Here is a 17985-nt window from a genome sequence, read left to right as displayed (position 1 = left end):
TTACGCCTCCTCTGCTTCGCGAACCACGATACGCAGGCGGCTGAACGGCTTGAGGATCCGTGTGCTTTTGCCGCGACCACGTGTGTGGAAACGCTTCATTGTGATCGACTTGCCGACGCTGGCCTCTGCAACGACGAGCGAGTCGACGTCGAGGTCGTGGTTGTTCTCGGCATTGGCGATTGCCGAAGACAGAACCTTCTGAGCGTCACGAGCCATCGACTTCTTCGAGAAGGTGAGGATGTTAAGTGCATCTTCGACCTTCTTGCCGCGGATCAGTTCAGCAACAAGATTAAGCTTCTGCGCGGAACCACGGATGGTGGTGCCAACAGCCAGTGCTTCGTTTTCGCCAACACGGCGCGGGGATTTTGCCTTACCCATTAGCGCTTACCCTTCTTGTCGGCAGCGTGGCCCGGGAAGTTGCGCGTTGGCGCGAATTCACCGAGCTTGTGACCGACCATGTCCTCATTCACGGACACCGGAATAAACTTCTGACCATTATAGACGTTGAACGTCAGGCCAACGAACTGCGGCAGGACAGTGGAACGACGCGACCAAGTCTTGATCGGCTTGTTGCCACCACTTTCCTGTGCATCTTCTGCCTTTTTCAGCAGGTGGAGGTCTACGAACGGACCTTTCCAGACGGAGCGAGCCATCTCGGTTACCTCTTCTTCTTGGCGTGACGCGAACGGATGATCATCTTATCCGTCTGCTTGTTCTTGCGAGTGCGAGCACCCTTGGTCGGCTTGCCCCATGGGGTAACCGGATGACGGCCACCCGAAGTACGGCCTTCACCACCACCGTGAGGGTGATCGACCGGGTTCTTCGCAACACCACGTGTCAGAGGCTTGATGCCCATCCAGCGGCGACGACCGGCCTTGCCCAGGTTCTGGTTCTGGTTGTCGGGGTTCGAAACCGCACCAACCGTACCCATGCAGTCACTGCGCAGGTAACGCTGCTCGCCCGAGTTGAGGCGAACGATAACCATGCCGCGGTCACGTCCGACGAGCTGGACATAGGTGCCCGCGCTACGTGCGATCTGACCGCCCTTGCCCGGCTTCATCTCCACGTTGTGGCAGATGGTGCCGACCGGCATCTGGCCCAGAAGCATGGCATTACCAGGCTTCGTATCGACCTTTTCGCCGGCGATAACCGTGTCACCAACAGCGAGACGCTGCGGGCAAACGATGTAAGCCTGTTCACCGTCGGTGTACTTGAGCAGAGCGATGAAAGCTGTGCGGTTAGGATCGTATTCGATCCGCTCCACGGTTGCTTCCATATCCCACTTACGACGTTTGAAGTCGATAAAGCGGTATTTCTGCTTGTGTCCGCCGCCGATGCCACGCGAGGTGACATGACCTTTGTTGTTGCGTCCACCGGTCTTGCGCTTGCCCTCTGTAAGCGACTTGACCGGCTTGCCTTTGTACAGGCCGGTTTTGTCGACGAGGATCAAGCCGCGACGGGCGGGGCTTGTCGGTTTATAATTCTTGAGTGCCATAGTTCTTCTCTACGCCTCAGAGACCGCTGGTGACGTCGATCGAGCCGCCGTCTGCCAGTGTTACGATCGCTTTTTTGAAGTCGCTACGCTTGTAAGGACGACCCTTCCAGCGCTTGACTTTGCCCTTTTGAACCAAGGTGTTCACACCCTTGACCTTCACGTCGAACAGAGCCTCGACCGCTTCTTTGATCTGCGGCTTGGTGGCATCGTTCGCTACCTTGAAGACAACTGCGTCGTTTTCAGACAGCAGGGTCGACTTCTCGGTAATGTGAGGAGCGAGGATAACGTCGTAGTGACGCGCGTCGATTTCTTGCTTCTTAGCCATTGAAGCGCGCCTCCAGCTTTTCGACAGCGTCGGTCGTAAGGACCAGCGTGTCGTGGTTCAAAATGTCATAGACATTGGCACCCTGTGCCGGGAGCACGTTGACGCCCGGGAGGTTACCAGCTGCCTTGCGGAAACCGTCTTCAACGCTCTCACCGTCGATCACCAGGACCTTGCCGGCAAAACCGTGCTTGTCGAGGTGACCCTTGAGAACCTGTGTCTTGGCGTCCTTGAGCTTCAGGCTGTCAACGACCACGAGGCCGTCTTTCGCCTTGCTCGACAGAGCCATCTTCAGGCCGAGAGCGCGGATTTTCTTGTTGAGCGACTGCTCGAATTCACGCTTGCGAGCACCGTGAGCCTTACCACCGCCGATAAAGATCGGGGCGCCGCGGTCACCGTGACGGGCAACGCCGCCACCCTTCTGCTTGCCGTACTTCTTGCCCGTGCGGTTAACGTCGGAGCGTTCACGCGTCGGACGTGCAGTGCCACGGCGGTTTTCAAGCTGCCATGTTACAACACGGTGCAGGATGTCAGCGCGCGGCTCGACACCGAAAACGGCATCATTGAGCTCGACTTCGCCGGACGCCTTGCCGCCGTCGATTTTCTGGACCTTCACCTTCATCGGATCAGCCCTCCTTGCCAGCGTCGTCTGCAGGCGTGTTGCCTTCATCCGACTTCGGGGTTTCAGTATCAGCGCCCGATTCCTGCTCAGCCATCAGCTTTTCTTGCTGCTCGGCTGTCACTTCGGGTGTCACTTCATGCTCAGCTGCGCTCTCAACCAGACCTGGGGTCGCATCTTCCGAAGCGAATTCCGCTTCGTTACGACGCATCACACCGGGGAACGGCAGATCTTCAGGCATCTTGAGCTTCACGGAATCGCGAACGACAAGCCATGCGTTCTTGTGGCCAGGGACAGAACCCTTGACGAACAGAAGACCGCGATCGGCGTCGGTACGAACGATTTCAAGGTTTTGCTGTGTGCGCTGACGGTCACCCATGTGACCAGCCATCTTCTTGCCCTTGAACACGCGGCCCGGATCCTGACGGTTACCCGTCGAACCGTGCGAACGGTGAGAGAGCGAGACACCGTGAGTAGCACGCAGACCACCGAAGCCCCAACGCTTCATGGCGCCGGCGAAGCCTTTGCCCTGCGTGTGACCGGTGATGTCGACCTTCTGGCCTGCTACGAAGTGCTCAGCCGAGATACGAGCACCAACAGGAAGCAGAGCTTCCTCGGAGTCGACACGGAATTCAGCAACCTTCTGCTTCAGCGGAACTTCGGCTTTCGCGAAGTGCTCACGCTGAGGCTTTGCAACATTCTTTTGTTTGGCTTCGCCCGAACCAACCTGAAGCGCGAAATAACCATCGCGGTCAGCGGTGCGGTGCGAAACGACTTGGCAATCTTCAAGAGCAAGAACCGTCACGGGAACGTGACGTCCATCCTCCTGAAACAGGCGGGTCATCCCAACCTTCTTTGCGATCACGCCAGTGCGCATCGTCAAAACTCCTAACACAGAGGCACCAGAGGCCCATCCCCGGGTGCGTGCCAGCCCATTTTGTGATGCGTCGCCCCGTCCGGGCTGAGTGCTCCCCCAGGAAAAGCCCTGGGTTTGCGAGACGGGGGACGCAGACCCGGATCAGATCCGGCGGTATCCCTAAGTCTTCGCCCCGGCAGAACCGGGACCGGAAAGTTAAGCGAGCTTAATTTCCACGTTTACGCCAGCAGCGAGGTCGAGCTTCATAAGCGCGTCAACGGTCTGGGCGTTCGGCTGAACAATGTCGAGCAGCCGCTTGTAAGTGCGTACCTCGAACTGCTCGCGCGACTTCTTATCGATGTGCGGGCCGCGGTTCACGGTAAACTTCTCAATTCTCGTCGGCATCGGAATGGGGCCACGAATAAGCGCGCCAGTACGGCGAGCGGTGTCTGCAATCTCGCCAGTTGCCTGGTCGAGTACGCGGTGATCGAACGCCTTGAGGCGAATGCGAATATTCTGGGCTTCCATGTCCAACTACCAATGAGAAAGAGCAAACAACAAAAACCAGAGACCCGCCCTCTCCCGTCTCCGAGGGAGAGCAGGGCCACTGATCAAAACTAATTCCGAATGTGAGACGAATCTCGTTCGTTGAGGCGCGCTATATGGCCAACACCCCGACGTTGCAACCCCCGACACGTGTTTTTACCGTCGGTTTCGGACTTGGGCTGCAAAAGAAAACGCCCGGCGACCGATTGGCCGCCGAGCGCTTTCTGGAAAGTAACGAATTACTTCTTGATTGCGCCAACAACGCCCGAACCAACAGTACGGCCACCTTCGCGGATAGCGAAGCGGAGACCCTGGTCCATAGCGATCGGAGCGATCAGCTTGACGTCGATGGTTACGTTATCGCCAGGCATGACCATTTCGGTGCCTTCAGGCAGGATAACTTCACCGGTGACGTCGGTGGTGCGGAAGTAGAACTGCGGACGGTAGTTCGCAAAGAACGGCGTGTGACGGCCACCCTCGTCCTTCGAAAGGACGTAGACTTCTGCGCTGAATTCAGTGTGCGGATTAACCGAACCCGGCTTCGCGAGAACCTGGCCACGCTCGACATCTTCACGGGCAACACCGCGGATCAGTGCACCAACGTTGTCGCCAGCTTCACCGCGATCAAGCAGCTTGCGGAACATTTCGACGCCGGTGACGGTCGTCTTGGTGGTGTCCTTGATGCCGACGATTTCGACTTCGTCGCCAACGTTCACAACGCCGGTTTCGATACGGCCGGTAACAACGGTACCACGACCCGAGATCGAGAACACGTCTTCGATCGGCATCAGGAAGTCCTTGTCGACCGGACGGTCAGGCTGCGGGATGTTCGCATCAACAGCGTCCATCAGTTCCTTGATCGAGTTTTCACCGATTTCAGGATCGCGACCTTCGAGAGCGGCAAGAGCCGAACCCTTAACGATGGCGATGTTGTCGCCGTCGAAGCCGTATTCGCTGAGCAGTTCGCGAACTTCCAGTTCGACGAGCTCGAGGATTTCCTCGTCGTCAACCTGGTCAACCTTGTTCATGTAAACGACCAGAGCCGGAACGCCGACCTGACGTGCAAGCAGGATGTGCTCGCGGGTCTGCGGCATTGGGCCGTCAGCTGCGTTAACAACCAGGATTGCGCCGTCCATCTGGGCAGCACCGGTGATCATGTTCTTAACATAGTCAGCGTGACCCGGGCAGTCGACGTGTGCGTAGTGACGCGCGTCGGTTTCGTACTCAACGTGAGCGGTCGAGATGGTGATACCACGCTCGCGCTCTTCCGGAGCCTTGTCGATGTTTGCGAAATCAACAGCCGAACCGAGGACCTTGGTGATCGCTGCAGTCAGGGTAGTTTTACCGTGGTCAACGTGGCCAATGGTGCCGACGTTTACGTGCGGCTTATTCCGCTCAAATTTTTCCTTCGCCATTTTCAATAACCTCTAAGTCTATGACTAATACAAATGTGGGAATCGGCGGCACCCGCCAAGACAGGCGCCGCCCTTAGACACTCGCTCGCCCTTAAGCAAGCTTCTCCTTAACTTCGAGCGCAACCGCCTGCGGCACTTCGTCGTAGTGACTGAACTGCATGGAGTAGTTGGCCCGGCCCTGACTGAACGAACGGAGCTCGTTCACGTAGCCGAACATGTTGGCCAGCGGCACGAATGCCTCGACCGCCTGAGCGTTACCGCGGGTATCGGTGCCCTGGATCTGGCCACGACGCGAGTTGAGATCGCCGATAACATCGCCGAGGTAATCCTCGGGAGTTACGACTTCAACCTTCATCACCGGCTCGAGCAGCTTGATGCCGCCACGTTCCGCTGCTTCGCGCATCGCGCCCTTACCGCAGATTTCGAAGGCCACGGTGGAGGAGTCAACATCGTGATACGCGCCGTCATAGACGTGGATCGTGAAGTCGATGATCGGGAAGCCGATGAGATAGCCGCTATCGGCCTGCTCACGAATACCCTTCTCGAGGGACGGGATGTATTCCTTAGGAATGTTACCGCCCTTGATGCTGTCTTCGAACACAATGCCCTGACCGCGTTCACCAGGGATGAACTTGGCTTTGGCGCGTGCGAACTGACCGGTACCACCCGACTGCTTCTTATGCGTGTAGTCGACTTCGATCTCACGACCGAGCGATTCACGATAAGCAACCTGCGGCGCACCGACGTTAGCCTCGACTTTGAACTCGCGCTTCATACGGTCAACGAGAATGTCGAGGTGAAGCTCGCCCATACCCTTGATGATCGTCTGGCCCGATTCGTGGTCGGTCGTAACGCGGAACGAAGGATCTTCGGCAGCCAGACGGTTCAGGGCTACGCCCATTTTTTCCTGGTCGGCCTTGGTCTTCGGTTCCACCGAAAGCTCGATAACCGGCTCGGGGAATTCCATACGCTCGAGAATGATCGGCTTGGAAGCATCACACAGCGTGTCGCCGGTGGTGGTTTCCTTGAGGCCTGCAATAGCGACGATGTCGCCGGCAAATGCCTCATCGATGTCTTCACGATTGTTGGAATGCATCAGCAGCATACGGCCGATCTTTTCCTTCTTCTCCTTGACGGAGTTGAGCACGCTGCCCTTGGCCAGGTGGCCAGAGTAGATGCGCGTGAAGGTAAGCGAACCGACGAACGGATCGTTCATGATCTTGAACGCGAGAGCCGAGAACGGCGCGTCGTCGCTGGACGGGCGCGTATCTTCTTCGTCGCTATCAGGCAGAACACCCTTAATCGCAGGTACGTCGAGCGGCGAAGGCATGTAATCGACAACGGCGTCGAGCAGAGGCTGAACGCCCTTGTTCTTGAACGCCGAGCCACACAGCACGGGAACGAAGTCGCGCGCCATGGTACCCTTGCGGATGAGCTTCTTCAGCGTTGCTGCGTCGGGCTCGTTTCCTTCGAGGTATGCTTCCATCACGTCATCGTCCTGCTCAACAGCAGTTTCGATCAGCTTTTCGCGATATTCAGCAGCCTTGTCGGCCATGTCTTCAGGGATGTCGACATAGTTGAACGTCGCGCCGAGACCGTCATTTTCCCAGACGATGCCGCGGTTGTTCACGAGGTCGACTACGCCCTGCAGGTCGCTTTCCGCGCCGATCGGGAGATAGAGGACCAGCGGGTTCGCGCCGAGACGATCGATGATCGACTGCACGCAGTAATAGAAGTCTGCACCCGTACGGTCGAGCTTGTTGACGAAGCACATGCGCGGAACGCCGTACTTGTCAGCCTGACGCCAGACGGTTTCGGACTGCGGCTCAACGCCGGCAACGCCGTCGAAAACTGCAACCGCGCCGTCGAGCACGCGGAGCGAACGTTCGACTTCGATGGTGAAGTCAACGTGTCCGGGGGTGTCGATGATGTTGATCCGGTGCTTCGGGCCCTGGCCATCTTCGGCCGACCAGAAGGTGGTGGTAGCAGCGGAGGTAATCGTGATGCCACGCTCCTGCTCCTGCTCCATCCAGTCCATCGTCGCAGCGCCGTCATGCACTTCGCCGATTTTGTAAGACTTACCGGTGTAATAAAGAATGCGCTCGGTCGTAGTGGTCTTACCGGCGTCAATGTGCGCCATAATCCCGATATTACGATAGCGTTCCAGCGGATATTCGCGGGCCATGATGATACCTCAAGGAATGATAGGGCGGGCTGCCTGATGCAGCCCTTGGTTCCCTATATAGTTACGTTTGTGACCGGTTTAAGACGGCCCGCCACATGGCGAGCACGCCCTGCCCGATCCGATTACCAACGGTAGTGCGAGAACGCGCGGTTGGCGTCTGCCATGCGGTGCGTGTCTTCACGCTTCTTCACAGCATTGCCGCGGTTGTTCGACGCATCCATCAGCTCGCCCGAAAGGCGTGCCGACATGGTCGTTTCAGGGCGGCCACGAGCCGCACCGATCAGCCAGCGAATAGCCAGGGCCTGGGCACGCTCGGGGCGAACTTCGACTGGAACCTGGTATGTTGCACCACCAACACGGCGGCTGCGGACTTCCACCTGCGGCTTGATGTTGTTCAGCGCATCATGGAACAGCTGGATAGGATCGGCCTTGGCTTTCGCTTCGACCGTATCGAGCGCACCGTAAACGATACGTTCGGCAGTGGATTTCTTACCGTCGAGCATGAGGTTGTTCATGAACTTCGACAGGACCTGATCACCAAACTTGGGATCGGGCAGGATGACCCGTTTCTCGGGACGACGACGACGTGACATATTATAAAACTCCTTCGGAGTGCAGCGACCCTGTTCAGGGCCGCCCTGCGGATCCAGCCTGCTTCGCCAGCCACCTGATGTCAGGCAACCGGATCGAAGAACGCGCTGGCCCCGCGCCTAAACCTTACTTCGGACGCTTGGCGCCGTACTTCGAACGGCTCTGCTTGCGATCCTTGACCCCTTGCGTATCCAGCACGCCGCGCAGGACGTGGTAACGCACACCGGGAAGGTCGCGCACACGGCCGCCGCGGATAAGCACAACGGAGTGCTCCTGCAGGTTGTGGCCCTCGCCCGGGATGTAGGAGATGACTTCGCGCTGGTTGGTCAGACGGATCTTGGCAACCTTACGAAGCGCCGAGTTCGGCTTCTTCGGAGTAGTCGTGTAAACACGGGTGCAAACGCCGCGCTTCTGCGGGTTCTGTTCCATCGCAGGGACCTTGGATTTGGCCTTCTGCGGAACGCGGCCCTTGCGGACCAGCTGGTTAATAGTCGGCATGAAGTACTCTTCACCTGAATTGTGAAGCCAGCGGACAGGTAAGAATGCAAAAACTCGCGCGCGCCGCGTACACCCCATATAAAGAGGCAGACGGCAAATCCGCGCGAGCTGAAACACTCCACCTGGGCCGAACGGCTCCGGGTTACTTTGACGGCCGCCCCGAAACGAACGCATCCGGAAGGACGGTGTTCGCTCAATAGAAAAGAGCCTCATCGCATAAGCGACAGGCCCCCGAGGCTAAACCGGCAATGTTCAGCTCTATCTACCCGGTGTGGCGTAAACTCGGTGGAGGATGCGCACATCGGATGGCGGGCCTTTACGGACTTGCGCTGCATCCGTCAAGCGCGAGGAACGGGAGCCCTCCACGTTCGGCCCGCTTGACGGATGCATTGCAATTCCAGGTACCGCCAGTCAATTGCCAGGACGGTTCTTGCCCCGCGGATAGTTCGGCATGCGCGTGCCATCGCGCGGCGGGTTCATGCGCCGTTCGAACCGCTTGTAGTTCGGATTGCCATCCCTGTTCTCCCGGCGGAAATGACGCCGTTCGTCCTTGCGATAGCGCCGCGCCTGCGGCGTCAAACGGTACCAGAAATATCCGTCTACGCCCCAGTAACCGTCATAGAACGTGCCGTAATATCCATCATACCATCCATAATAGGGATAGCTCGACCAGACGAGCGTACCACGGCCGTAAACATCGTGGTGGCACGCTGCCGGAAGCGTGGCAGCGATTGCGAGTGTGAGGGCGGCGGCAATCGGTCTCATCTGGTTTTACTCCATTACTCTGGGTTCGGAGCGAGTGTCCGTTTGTTGCCCTTCCTGCGAAATCAGGGATTGTCCCTAGTCTTCAGATACATGCGCCAAGGCACTGTCTGCGGCTTGCTTTTTACTCTGCTGATGGTGCGATGCGTGCTAGACCTGATGCCACCATGACTTCGGCCCCGCCCTCTTCTGCAACCATCCACACAAGGCTGGAGAACGGGACACCGGTTTGCATCAGAACCCCCGGGCCCGGAGATTTGATGTTGATGCGCGAGGGCCTTGGCAAAATGTCTGCCCGCTCGCTCTATCTGCGGTTTTTTTCCGGCGCACGCACCCCGCCCGACTGGGTGATAGACAGGCTTCTGGATGTTGACGGCCATGACCATCTGGCCTGGGGTGCGATTGCATCGGACAGAGAAGGCAAGCCTGCCATCGGCGCAGTTCACGCCTTCCGTTCGGAAGATCACCCCGAATGCGCCGAATTCTCGGTCGCGGTTCTCGACGAATTTCACGGCTTGGGCCTTGGCAAACTTCTGACTGCCACCATTCTTCTTGATGCTGCGGGCGAAGGGTTGACCGATTTTACCGCCAACACCCTGTCCGAAAATGCCAGCGCAATCGACTTTACCAAATCGCTTGGCGGGCAGCTGACTGCCCGCGACGGCGCGGTCAACACATACTCCTTTGACATCGCCGAAGCAGTCGAGCGCTTGCGGCTTGAATGCGACCCGCCTGGCATCGCCGAAGTCTTCAACGTATTGGGTTGATCCCCAGCCCCCATCGCGGAACCAGTTCCGTGGTTCGGCGTCTAGTAGGCAACAGGGGAGAATTGCATGAGCCGCGATACGCGTTCGGGACTGAAGACGACCGGAATATGGGTTTTGCGCGCTCTAGCCGCATTGCTGATCATCGGCGTGCTTCTAAGCACGACCGATTCAAATCAGTGGTGGATCCGGGCGTGGGATTTCCCCCGTTTGCAAATCCTTTTTGCCATGCTCATTATCGGCGGTCTGTTATGGATTTTCGATCGCCATTGGCGGCCATGGTTCCCGCTGGCACTGATCGCTTTGTCGGCATATCAGGCTTATCGGATATATCCGTATAGCCCGATCGCCGCGACACAGGTTGCCCGCGCGGATGCAGAAACTCTTGCGACGGCCCAGTGTTTTTCCGTCCTCTCCCTAAATGTACTGCAGGATAATCGTGAATATGGCCGCACGATCGACCTGATCGAGCGGATTGATGCCGACATCGTCTTGCTGATGGAAACCGATCAGGCGTGGGCCGATGCTGTCCAGCCGGCACTGTCCGGCTACCCTGAGGTATTATCGCAGCCGCTCGATAACAAATACGGCCTTATGTTCGCTAGCAGGTTGCCGATGCGAGACGCCGCGATCCGCGACCTTGCCCAGAAAGACACGCCGTCCGTGATGGCGACGATCGGACTTGGCAAATCGGAATTCCGGTTGGTTGGTTTGCACCCGCGCCCTCCCCAGCCCGGTCAGGATACTGAAGAACGTGACGCAGAATTGGTAGTGGCTGCGCGCGAAGCACGCGGCGCGAAAATGCCGGTCATTGCAATCGGTGATTTCAACGATGTTGCATGGTCCGACACGACCCGCCTGTTCATGCAAATTGGTCAGTTCATCGACCCCCGTATCGGGCGCGGCACTTACGCCACCTTCCCCGCCGACATGACATGGCTTGGCTGGCCGCTGGACCACCTGTTCGTGACAGATGAATTCCTGATCGACGAAATGCAGGTCCTTGGCCCCGTCGGTTCGGACCACCGCCCGATCCTGGCACGCATGTGCCTCGACTGGGACCGCGCCCGTGCCAAGAACGAAGAGGCCGAAGACGCAACGAGCGAAGATATGCGCGATGCAGATACGGTGATGCAGGAATTTGAGGAAGACACGGAGAAAGACCGCGTCGAGGGAGAGTAACGGTCAGCCGCCGGTCAGAAACTCGACCAGTGATTTGACCTTCTTCTGGCGCCATTGCGGCGCAGGTGCCACCATCCAGTACGCTCTGCGGCCCTCGTCCGGCCCCTCCAGAATGTCCAGCCTCCCGGCATCGACAGCCTCGGAAACCAGCAGATAGGGCAAGATTGCCTTCCCCATCCCGGCCATCGCGCTGGATAGGGCCTGACCGGCATTACCGACTTCGACCGTCGGCGCCGCGCCATCGGGCAGCGGGGCACCTGGCCAGTCGATCCAGTCATCTGGCGCGCCATCGGTGGAAACAACCACCCGCTTTGCCGGGGCAAGCTCCACCCCGTTTAGATCCCCGGGCCCGTCGACCAGACGGATCGCCACATCAAGATTTGCCTCGGTGAAATCGGCGTTCTCATCCTCCACGAGATGATAACGGGTTTCCGGGTTTTCCTTGCGAAATGCCGCAAGCCTCGGAGCGAGCCATTGTGCGTAGAATTCGCGGGGCGCAGCGATGGTGTAGCTGTCGCTCGCCTGACCGGCCTGCATCGCCTGCACGCTCTCTTCAAATTTCAGGAAACCTTCACGCAGCGCATCCAGTCCGGCGCAGCCTTCTGGTGTAAGCTCCAGCCCCTTGCTGGTGCGGCGAAACAAGACCGTGCCCAGATGATCTTCCAACGCGCGGATTTGCTGGCCTACCGCCGCCGGCGTGACCGCAAGCTCATCTGCTGCACGGGTAAAGCTGAGATGCCGGGCCGCGGCGTCGTAAACGCGCAGGGCGTTAAGTGGCAGATGGGTGCGCTTCATAGTGCAGGCGATTTAGGCGCAGGTTGCGCCTGCTGCAACCGTGCGATTTGCCAATGCACCAATCCCCGGCACGAATTGGCAACACGACCGGTTTGCAAGACGGGCCGCCGACAAGAATTTGGCTTTGTCGAGTTTTTCCTATTATTATAAAACGAATCCAAAATAAAGAATCGCAAAAGTAATAAAAGTGGAGTCGCACGATAACGTAGTTAATTCGAAATTAAACATAGGAGAGAAATATGTCTCGTTCAGACCACCACGGCATGATGGAACTCGTCGGATTGCAAAAGTATTGCATCCGGGGGCAAGGAGTTCCTTCTCGGGAAGACCGGTTCGGACGTATGTTCCCTGACATTCCGCCCTCCTATGTTCATCCTGCGAAACTTCAGGCGGTTGGGGCCGCTGGAGGCCCAATGGATGCAGGGACGAAGAAATCGCGGACGAAGGGAGTTGACGTCGGCCAGATATTCTTCGGCCAGTTCGTTGATCACGACATCACGCTTGATGCGTCCACCAGCTTCCAACGGGTTGTGGACGATCCGGGCGAAGTTCCCAATGTGCGCACTCCGACATTGGACCTCGACTGCATCTACGGACTTGGGCCGGAAGCGCAGCCATATCTCTACACCGATGAAGACGACGATTTTCGCGGGGCGAAACTGCTGACCGGGGCTGACAGCGGCACCGGCGGGCTTGCCGATAGCGACCTTGCTCGCGCAGTAAATGGCCGGGCGATCATCGGCGACCCCCGCAATGACGAAAACCGCGTCATCAGCCAGCTGCAACTGGCGATGATCCGCTTTCACAACCACGTTTGCGACGACCTGCATACACACGAAGGCTTGAGCCGCGGCGAATTGTTCGAAGAAGCCCGCATCGAGACGACCTGGCATTATCAATGGAATGTCGTGAACGACTTTCTCAATTCGATTTGCGGTGCGCCCGTGGTGGACGACATCCTGGCTTGTGGGCGGCAATATTACTGCGGCGGGCATCCCTACATCCCGGTCGAGTTTTCGGTGGCAGCATACCGGTTCGGCCATTCGATGATCCCGCAAAAAATCCAGCTCCAGAAAAGCGGCGCACAGCACGATCTGTTCGGCAGCATATTGGGCGGCGGCTTCAAACCGCTGGCCAGCGCAGATGCGGTGGTGGATTTCCATGAATTGTTCGACACGCCAGCAAATCGATCAGTGCAGAAAGCGGACAAACTTGATGCGAAGCTCGCGCCGATCCTGCTAGCCTTGCCGTTCATCGATCCCGACGATGTCAACTCGCTGGCCACCCGCAATCTGTTGCGCGGCAATACTTTCCTGCTTCCCGGCGGCGACAAGATTGCCATCCATATGGGACGGCCCGATAGTGAGCTCGACAAGGTTCGCGACAAGGTGGAAAGCTTTGGCTTGCCGCGCGAGGGCATTCCGCTCTGGCTATATCTGCTGGTCGAAGCGGAGGAGATCGGGCGCGCTGAAACGGGCGGCAACCGAACCAAGGGCGAAGGCCTGGGGCCGGTGGGCGCGAGGATCGTCGCCGAAACCATCATCGGCCTCCTCGAACTGGATCATGAATCCTATCTCGGCGCGAACCGCAACTGGTCGCCCAGGCCAGAGTGGGACAGCGTCGGAAAGATGGTCACTGCCGCACAGCCTTGATGGGCGCGACGTACTAAAAAGAGAGGGCGGCGGGAAACCGCTGCCCTTTTTTGTTTCGTGTGACGCTCAGCCAGCCGTAGCCGGAGCAGCCAGCGGGAAGAACGGAATCCGGACCTCAAGCTGGTCGCCTTGCGGGGTGCTGAAAGTGTAAAACCCCTCCATCGTACCACTCGGTGTCGTAAGCGGGCAGCCAGACACGTAATCGTGCGACTCGCCGGGCTTCAGGACCGGGGTTTCTCCGACCACCCCTTCGCCGTCGACATGATTGACCATCCCCCGAGCATCGGTGATGCGCCAGTGTCTGGACTGCAGCTGCACGGTGCGGTCCGAACCGTTCTCGATCCGGATATGATAGACCCAGAACCATTTACCCGCCTCCGGGTGCGATTGTTCGGGCAGAAAATTAACCGCAACGCGAACAGCGATATCGTCGGTTATGGCAGCGTGCTGGAAAAGCTCTTTCATGGCTAACACAAGGTAACCATACCCGCGCCGAACTGCAATTGCCCGCTTGTGGGAAATTTTGCGGCCTTAGCGCTGTCACGATCACGCGCCCGCCAGCCGCCCATCAATCTGCGGGATTGTGCGTCTCAAGAAACCCGATCAACTTGTCATACCACGCCTTGATGTTCTCTGATGACGAGAACGAGTGCCCTTCATCTTCGATCACAAGGGTTTCCGGCGGCATCGGAGCCTTCGCCGCTTCCTTGCTCATCTTCTTGAACTGGCTGAAGGGTACAACGCTATCGTCTTCACCGTGCGCGATCAGCAGCGGAAGGTTGATGCGGTCCGCATTTTCCAGCGGCGATACCGCATCCAGATCGAATCCGTCTTCACCCTCGATCCTCGCGCGCCAGCTCTTGCTGCCTTTTCGGCTGAGGAAGCGGCGATCATATTTGAGCATGCTGTCCCAGTCGGTCACCCCGGCCCAGCTGGCCGCGCAGCGATAGCGTTCCGGATTACGGATTACCGCCCACATTGCAGCGTAACCGCCGTAACTGCTTCCCACGACGCAAACACGGGACGGGTCGGCAATGCCCTCTGCGACCGCCCAATCCATTGCATCGTCGATATCGTCCTGCATCTTTCGCCCGATCTGGCCTTTGCCAAGTTCGGAGAATTCCTTGCCGTATCCGTCAGAGCCGCGGAAGTTCGGCTGAAGCACCGCATATCCACGGTTGGCGAGGAGCTGAACATCGTCGTCGTACCGAAGTTTGTCCCGGACACCATAAGGCCCGCCATGCGGCAGCAGGATCAAAGGCAATCCTTTGGCATCTCGCCCGCGTGGCAGGGTAAGGTATGCCCGCATTGTCTTGTCATCACGCGTTTTGAATTCGACAGGCTTTGGTTTGGCAAGCAACCGGAAGTTCAGTTTCGGGCGCATCTCTGCAAATTGATCGATCCGCTTTTCTTCGGGAGTGTAGATGTAAATCGCCCCTGGATCGGCTTCCCCACCAGCCCATATCAACACCCGCGAATCGTCCTTTGCGCGCGAAGTCACCCAGACTTCATCTTCCGGCAAAGCTTTACCGATGGCTTTGTACTGGTTGTCCGTCTTTTCATCGAACCATACGACCCGGTCACGGTCGTCGGTGTAATAGGCCGCAACCGGTTTACCGTCCCGGAGTATGGCCGAATCGAGGTTCCACTCAGGATGCTCGTAAAACGTATCGACCACTTCGCGGGTAGCATAATTAAACAGCCGCAAGCCGATGCGGCCATCGTCGCCTTCTTGCAGGACATAGCCTTCGTCGGACCCGCTGACGATCTGGGAAATGTCCCAGAATTTTTCGTCCTCGTCGCCAGCCTTGATCTTGCCGATTAGTTTCAGGCTGTCATCCGGCCCTTTGCGGTAATAGACCCTGAGCCGTTTACGGTACCAGCCCGTGCCCATTCTCACCACACCGTCTTCGTCCGCATACCAGTTCCAGATACCCTGTTTCGGGCTCTGGATGTCGTCTTCGTCACCATTCTCTTTCAGTTCGAGACGGTAAACCGAGGGATAGTCATAGGGCGTGCGCTGCATCGAAACCAATGCGTAGGAGCCATCCTCTGCAACGAAGATTACATCGTCACCGATTACCGCACCGGTCCTCCGACCGACGAACGCCGTCGTTCCCGATTGCAGATCAAGCGCATACAGCCGCGTATACCGCATCTCGTCGCCAAAATAATCGTGAATGAACGAAATCGAGACCAGGATTTTCTGGTTTCCCGCCCATCGAAACCATTCGATCTGAGCCTTTTCTCCAAGGCCGTATCTCCCGGTTGCCTGCTTTGTTGCGGCATCGATGATTACGATCACCGGGTTCCCAGTCACGCGGGTCTGCAATGCCACCGAGCTGCCATCGGGTGAAAGCTTCGCCCCGTTGAAATTGTTGTACTGGGCAAACAGTTCTGTCGGGATGATCGGCGGCCGCCCCTCCTGCGTTCCAGCCGGCGGATCAGTCTGCACTGCGGGCTCGGCTGAAGAAGTCGACCGGGCTGGTGCCGCAGCCTCAGTCTGCCCGGCTGAGACTTGAGCGGCTTCTTGTTCTTGCGCCCAAACCACTTGTGAACCGCTCAGCAGCACAGCGCCGAGAAGCCATTTATTCAACCCGCCAATCATAACGTCCCCCGAATTCAATGGCACGAGACTAAACATAGCTCACCGCCAGTGGCAAGGCACTGTAAGCAAACAAGAGTTTCGCACCGCACATTTCGATTGCCGCCGATCAGGGGGATTGGCCGATTTCGGCAGCGATGGCTCGAAAAACTCGCGCAACCCTCAGCATTGGAGACAACTCGGCAGAAACGTTGCTGCTTTGGGATGCAAGCGCTGCGGCAGGGTGTGGACCTGATCCGGTTCGCGATTAACCACCACGATCCACAGCAAAGCGCCAAAGCGCATTATTGACGTCGCCCGCGCACTAACCACGGCCCGGGATGGTTAAAATCCGGTGAACCATTACTGCTGCGAAATATTTAGCAATTCGGGTGCTCTTTACCGGATTGTAACCACACAGAAGTGCGCAGACGCGCAATTTCAGGGGCAAGAGCAAGGGGCAGCATTATGCTGAAACAGTTGCAAAGACTGGTTCGAGACAAGAGCGCAAACGTGCTGATGGTGTCCGCAATCGGCGCGACTTCCATGGTCGGTGCGGCGGGCATGGGTGTCGACACGGTGCAATGGTATCTGTGGAAACGCCAGCTGCAGCAAGCTGTGGATTCGGGCGCGATGGCCGGGGCCTACAGCCTTCGCAGCGGCGCCGCGATCACCGCCCCCGCCACCGATGCCATCGACCGCAATTTTGTCGATGCGTTCACCATATCCAGCCTGACAAGCCCCCCGGCCAGTGGGGATTTCGCAGGCGACACCGGCGCAGTCGAAGTGATTGCCACTACAAGCCAATCGCTCCCGTTCTCCAGCCTGTTCGTCACTGCTCCGCCGACCATCCGCGTGCGCTCCGTCGCAGCGATTGTTGCTGGCGCTGAACACTGCGTCATCGCACTGGCGGAAAGCGGCGTCGGGATCGATGTTCAGGGTAATGCCAATGTGAACCTTGGCTGCGGCGCTGCGGCCAATTCTCGCGGCAATTCGGCGGTGACCCTGGGCGGAAGCAGCTATCTGGTTTCGGACCCGATCAGCAGCGTTGGCGGGATCAGCTATGACGACACCAATATTCCGTCCGGCACCGACCTGCTGCCTTACGGACTCCCCGTCAGGGACCCGCTCGCATCGCGCAACCTTACTTCGCCAACGTCACCGGCGGGCTGCACTGCAAACAATCTCAGCGTCCAGCCGAACCAGACGGTCACGCTCAACCCGGGCCGATATTGCAACGGGATGGCGCTTAGGGGCGACGTTACGCTGAACCCGGGCGTCTACATCATCGACCGCGGCAGTTTTTCGGTAAATTCGCAGGCGCGCGTATTTGGTGAAGGCGTGACCCTCATTCTCACCGGAACGACCAGCGCGAACGTTGCCACCATGTCGATCAATGGCGGCGCGGAGCTGGACCTTACCGCTCCTACCGAGGCGCAGGATGCTGACTGGCACGGCGTATTGATTTTTCAGGACCCGATGGGTTCGGACACGACCACAACGATCAATGGCGGGTCGGATCTGAACTTCAACGGCATCGTCTATTTTCCGAACGGTGATGTTCGTTTCAATGGCAATGCCGGCCAGCATGCCGATTGTCTCCTACTGGTGGCACAGCGGGTAAATTTCTCCGGGACAAGCTCGCTCGACAATGATTGCCCAACCGATATCGATAATCTGGACACGCGCTCGCGCATTGTCCGGGTAGTGGAGTAAACC

General features: G+C 58.1%; 19 protein-coding genes. 4 read left to right on the top strand and 15 right to left on the bottom strand.

Going from position 1 to position 17985, the window contains the following annotated elements; genetic code table 11:
• From rplV to GRI43_RS02375, 12 genes are all read right to left on the bottom strand, one after another.
• The gene (rplV, locus tag GRI43_RS02430; RefSeq protein ID WP_160729504.1) at positions 1-378 is read right to left on the bottom strand and encodes a 50S ribosomal protein L22; all 378 of its coding nucleotides are present in this window, start codon (positions 376-378) and stop codon (positions 1-3) included.
• Positions 378-653, bottom strand: a complete 276-nt coding sequence (gene rpsS, locus GRI43_RS02425; RefSeq protein ID WP_160729503.1) for a 30S ribosomal protein S19 — start codon at positions 651-653, stop codon at positions 378-380. The genes rplV and rpsS overlap by 1 nt, the downstream gene beginning before the upstream one ends.
• Before the next feature lie 5 nt (positions 654-658).
• Positions 659-1495, bottom strand: coding sequence for a 50S ribosomal protein L2 (gene rplB, locus GRI43_RS02420; protein WP_160729502.1), 837 nt, complete (start codon positions 1493-1495; stop codon positions 659-661).
• A gap of 16 nt (positions 1496-1511) precedes the next feature.
• Positions 1512-1820, bottom strand: a complete 309-nt coding sequence (locus GRI43_RS02415; RefSeq protein WP_160729501.1) for a 50S ribosomal protein L23 — start codon at positions 1818-1820, stop codon at positions 1512-1514.
• On the bottom strand, positions 1813-2439 hold the full coding sequence (gene rplD, locus GRI43_RS02410) for a 50S ribosomal protein L4 (RefSeq protein ID WP_160729500.1): 627 nt from the start codon (positions 2437-2439) through the stop codon (positions 1813-1815). Before rplD ends, GRI43_RS02415 begins: the two co-directional genes overlap by 8 nt.
• A gap of 4 nt (positions 2440-2443) precedes the next feature.
• Positions 2444-3313 (bottom strand): 50S ribosomal protein L3, encoded by an 870-nt coding sequence (gene rplC, locus GRI43_RS02405; RefSeq protein WP_160729499.1) that lies wholly within the window; start codon positions 3311-3313, stop codon positions 2444-2446.
• A gap of 195 nt (positions 3314-3508) precedes the next feature.
• Positions 3509-3820, bottom strand: coding sequence for a 30S ribosomal protein S10 (gene rpsJ / locus GRI43_RS02400; protein ID WP_006831877.1), 312 nt, complete (start codon positions 3818-3820; stop codon positions 3509-3511).
• A gap of 257 nt (positions 3821-4077) precedes the next feature.
• Complete coding sequence (tuf, locus tag GRI43_RS02395; protein ID WP_160729498.1) at positions 4078-5253, bottom strand: elongation factor Tu; 1176 nt, start codon at positions 5251-5253, stop codon at positions 4078-4080.
• Between the two features lie 91 nt (positions 5254-5344).
• Positions 5345-7438 carry an elongation factor G gene (gene fusA, locus GRI43_RS02390; RefSeq protein ID WP_160729497.1) on the bottom strand — a complete coding sequence of 698 codons (2094 nt, stop codon included), beginning with the start codon at positions 7436-7438 and terminating at the stop codon, positions 5345-5347.
• Between the two features lie 122 nt (positions 7439-7560).
• Entirely contained in the window at positions 7561-8031 is a 471-nt protein-coding gene (gene rpsG / locus GRI43_RS02385; protein WP_160729496.1) for a 30S ribosomal protein S7, read from the bottom strand.
• A gap of 124 nt (positions 8032-8155) precedes the next feature.
• A complete protein-coding gene (rpsL, locus tag GRI43_RS02380) occupies positions 8156-8527 on the bottom strand; it encodes a 30S ribosomal protein S12 (protein ID WP_160729495.1) in 372 nt (123 codons plus the stop codon).
• Positions 8528-8938: 411 nt separating this feature from the next.
• The gene (locus GRI43_RS02375; protein WP_160729494.1) at positions 8939-9292 is read right to left on the bottom strand and encodes a hypothetical protein; all 354 of its coding nucleotides are present in this window, start codon (positions 9290-9292) and stop codon (positions 8939-8941) included.
• 263 nt (positions 9293-9555) lie between these two features.
• On the opposite strand from GRI43_RS02375, the gene GRI43_RS02370 reads away from it, so the two are divergent.
• Entirely contained in the window at positions 9556-10056 is a 501-nt protein-coding gene (locus tag GRI43_RS02370) for a GNAT family N-acetyltransferase (protein WP_235903577.1), read from the top strand.
• Between the two features lie 66 nt (positions 10057-10122).
• Positions 10123-11235, top strand: coding sequence for an endonuclease/exonuclease/phosphatase family protein (locus GRI43_RS02365; RefSeq protein WP_160729493.1), 1113 nt, complete (start codon positions 10123-10125; stop codon positions 11233-11235).
• 3 nt (positions 11236-11238) lie between these two features.
• Here GRI43_RS02365 and GRI43_RS02360 read toward each other — a convergent pair whose 3' ends face one another.
• Entirely contained in the window at positions 11239-12030 is a 792-nt protein-coding gene (locus tag GRI43_RS02360; RefSeq protein WP_160729492.1) for a LysR family transcriptional regulator, read from the bottom strand.
• Positions 12031-12443: 413 nt separating this feature from the next.
• On the opposite strand from GRI43_RS02360, the gene GRI43_RS02355 reads away from it, so the two are divergent.
• Entirely contained in the window at positions 12444-13682 is a 1239-nt protein-coding gene (locus tag GRI43_RS02355; RefSeq protein ID WP_235903576.1) for a peroxidase family protein, read from the top strand.
• A gap of 66 nt (positions 13683-13748) precedes the next feature.
• Here the strand turns inward: GRI43_RS02355 and apaG are convergent, their stop codons facing one another.
• Entirely contained in the window at positions 13749-14147 is a 399-nt protein-coding gene (apaG, locus tag GRI43_RS02350) for a Co2+/Mg2+ efflux protein ApaG (RefSeq protein WP_160729491.1), read from the bottom strand.
• A gap of 103 nt (positions 14148-14250) precedes the next feature.
• Positions 14251-16137 carry an alpha/beta fold hydrolase gene (locus GRI43_RS14065; protein WP_160729490.1) on the bottom strand — a complete coding sequence of 629 codons (1887 nt, stop codon included), beginning with the start codon at positions 16135-16137 and terminating at the stop codon, positions 14251-14253.
• A gap of 597 nt (positions 16138-16734) precedes the next feature.
• Between GRI43_RS14065 and GRI43_RS02340 the strand changes: the two genes are divergently transcribed.
• Positions 16735-17982 carry a DUF7305 domain-containing protein gene (locus GRI43_RS02340; protein WP_160729489.1) on the top strand — a complete coding sequence of 416 codons (1248 nt, stop codon included), beginning with the start codon at positions 16735-16737 and terminating at the stop codon, positions 17980-17982.
• Positions 17983-17985 lie beyond the last annotated feature (3 nt).

This window comes from Pontixanthobacter luteolus, from assembly GCF_009828095.1.
GTDB classification, from domain to species: Bacteria; Pseudomonadota; Alphaproteobacteria; order Sphingomonadales; family Sphingomonadaceae; genus Pontixanthobacter; species Pontixanthobacter luteolus.
This window is presented reverse-complemented; position numbering and strand designations above follow the sequence as displayed.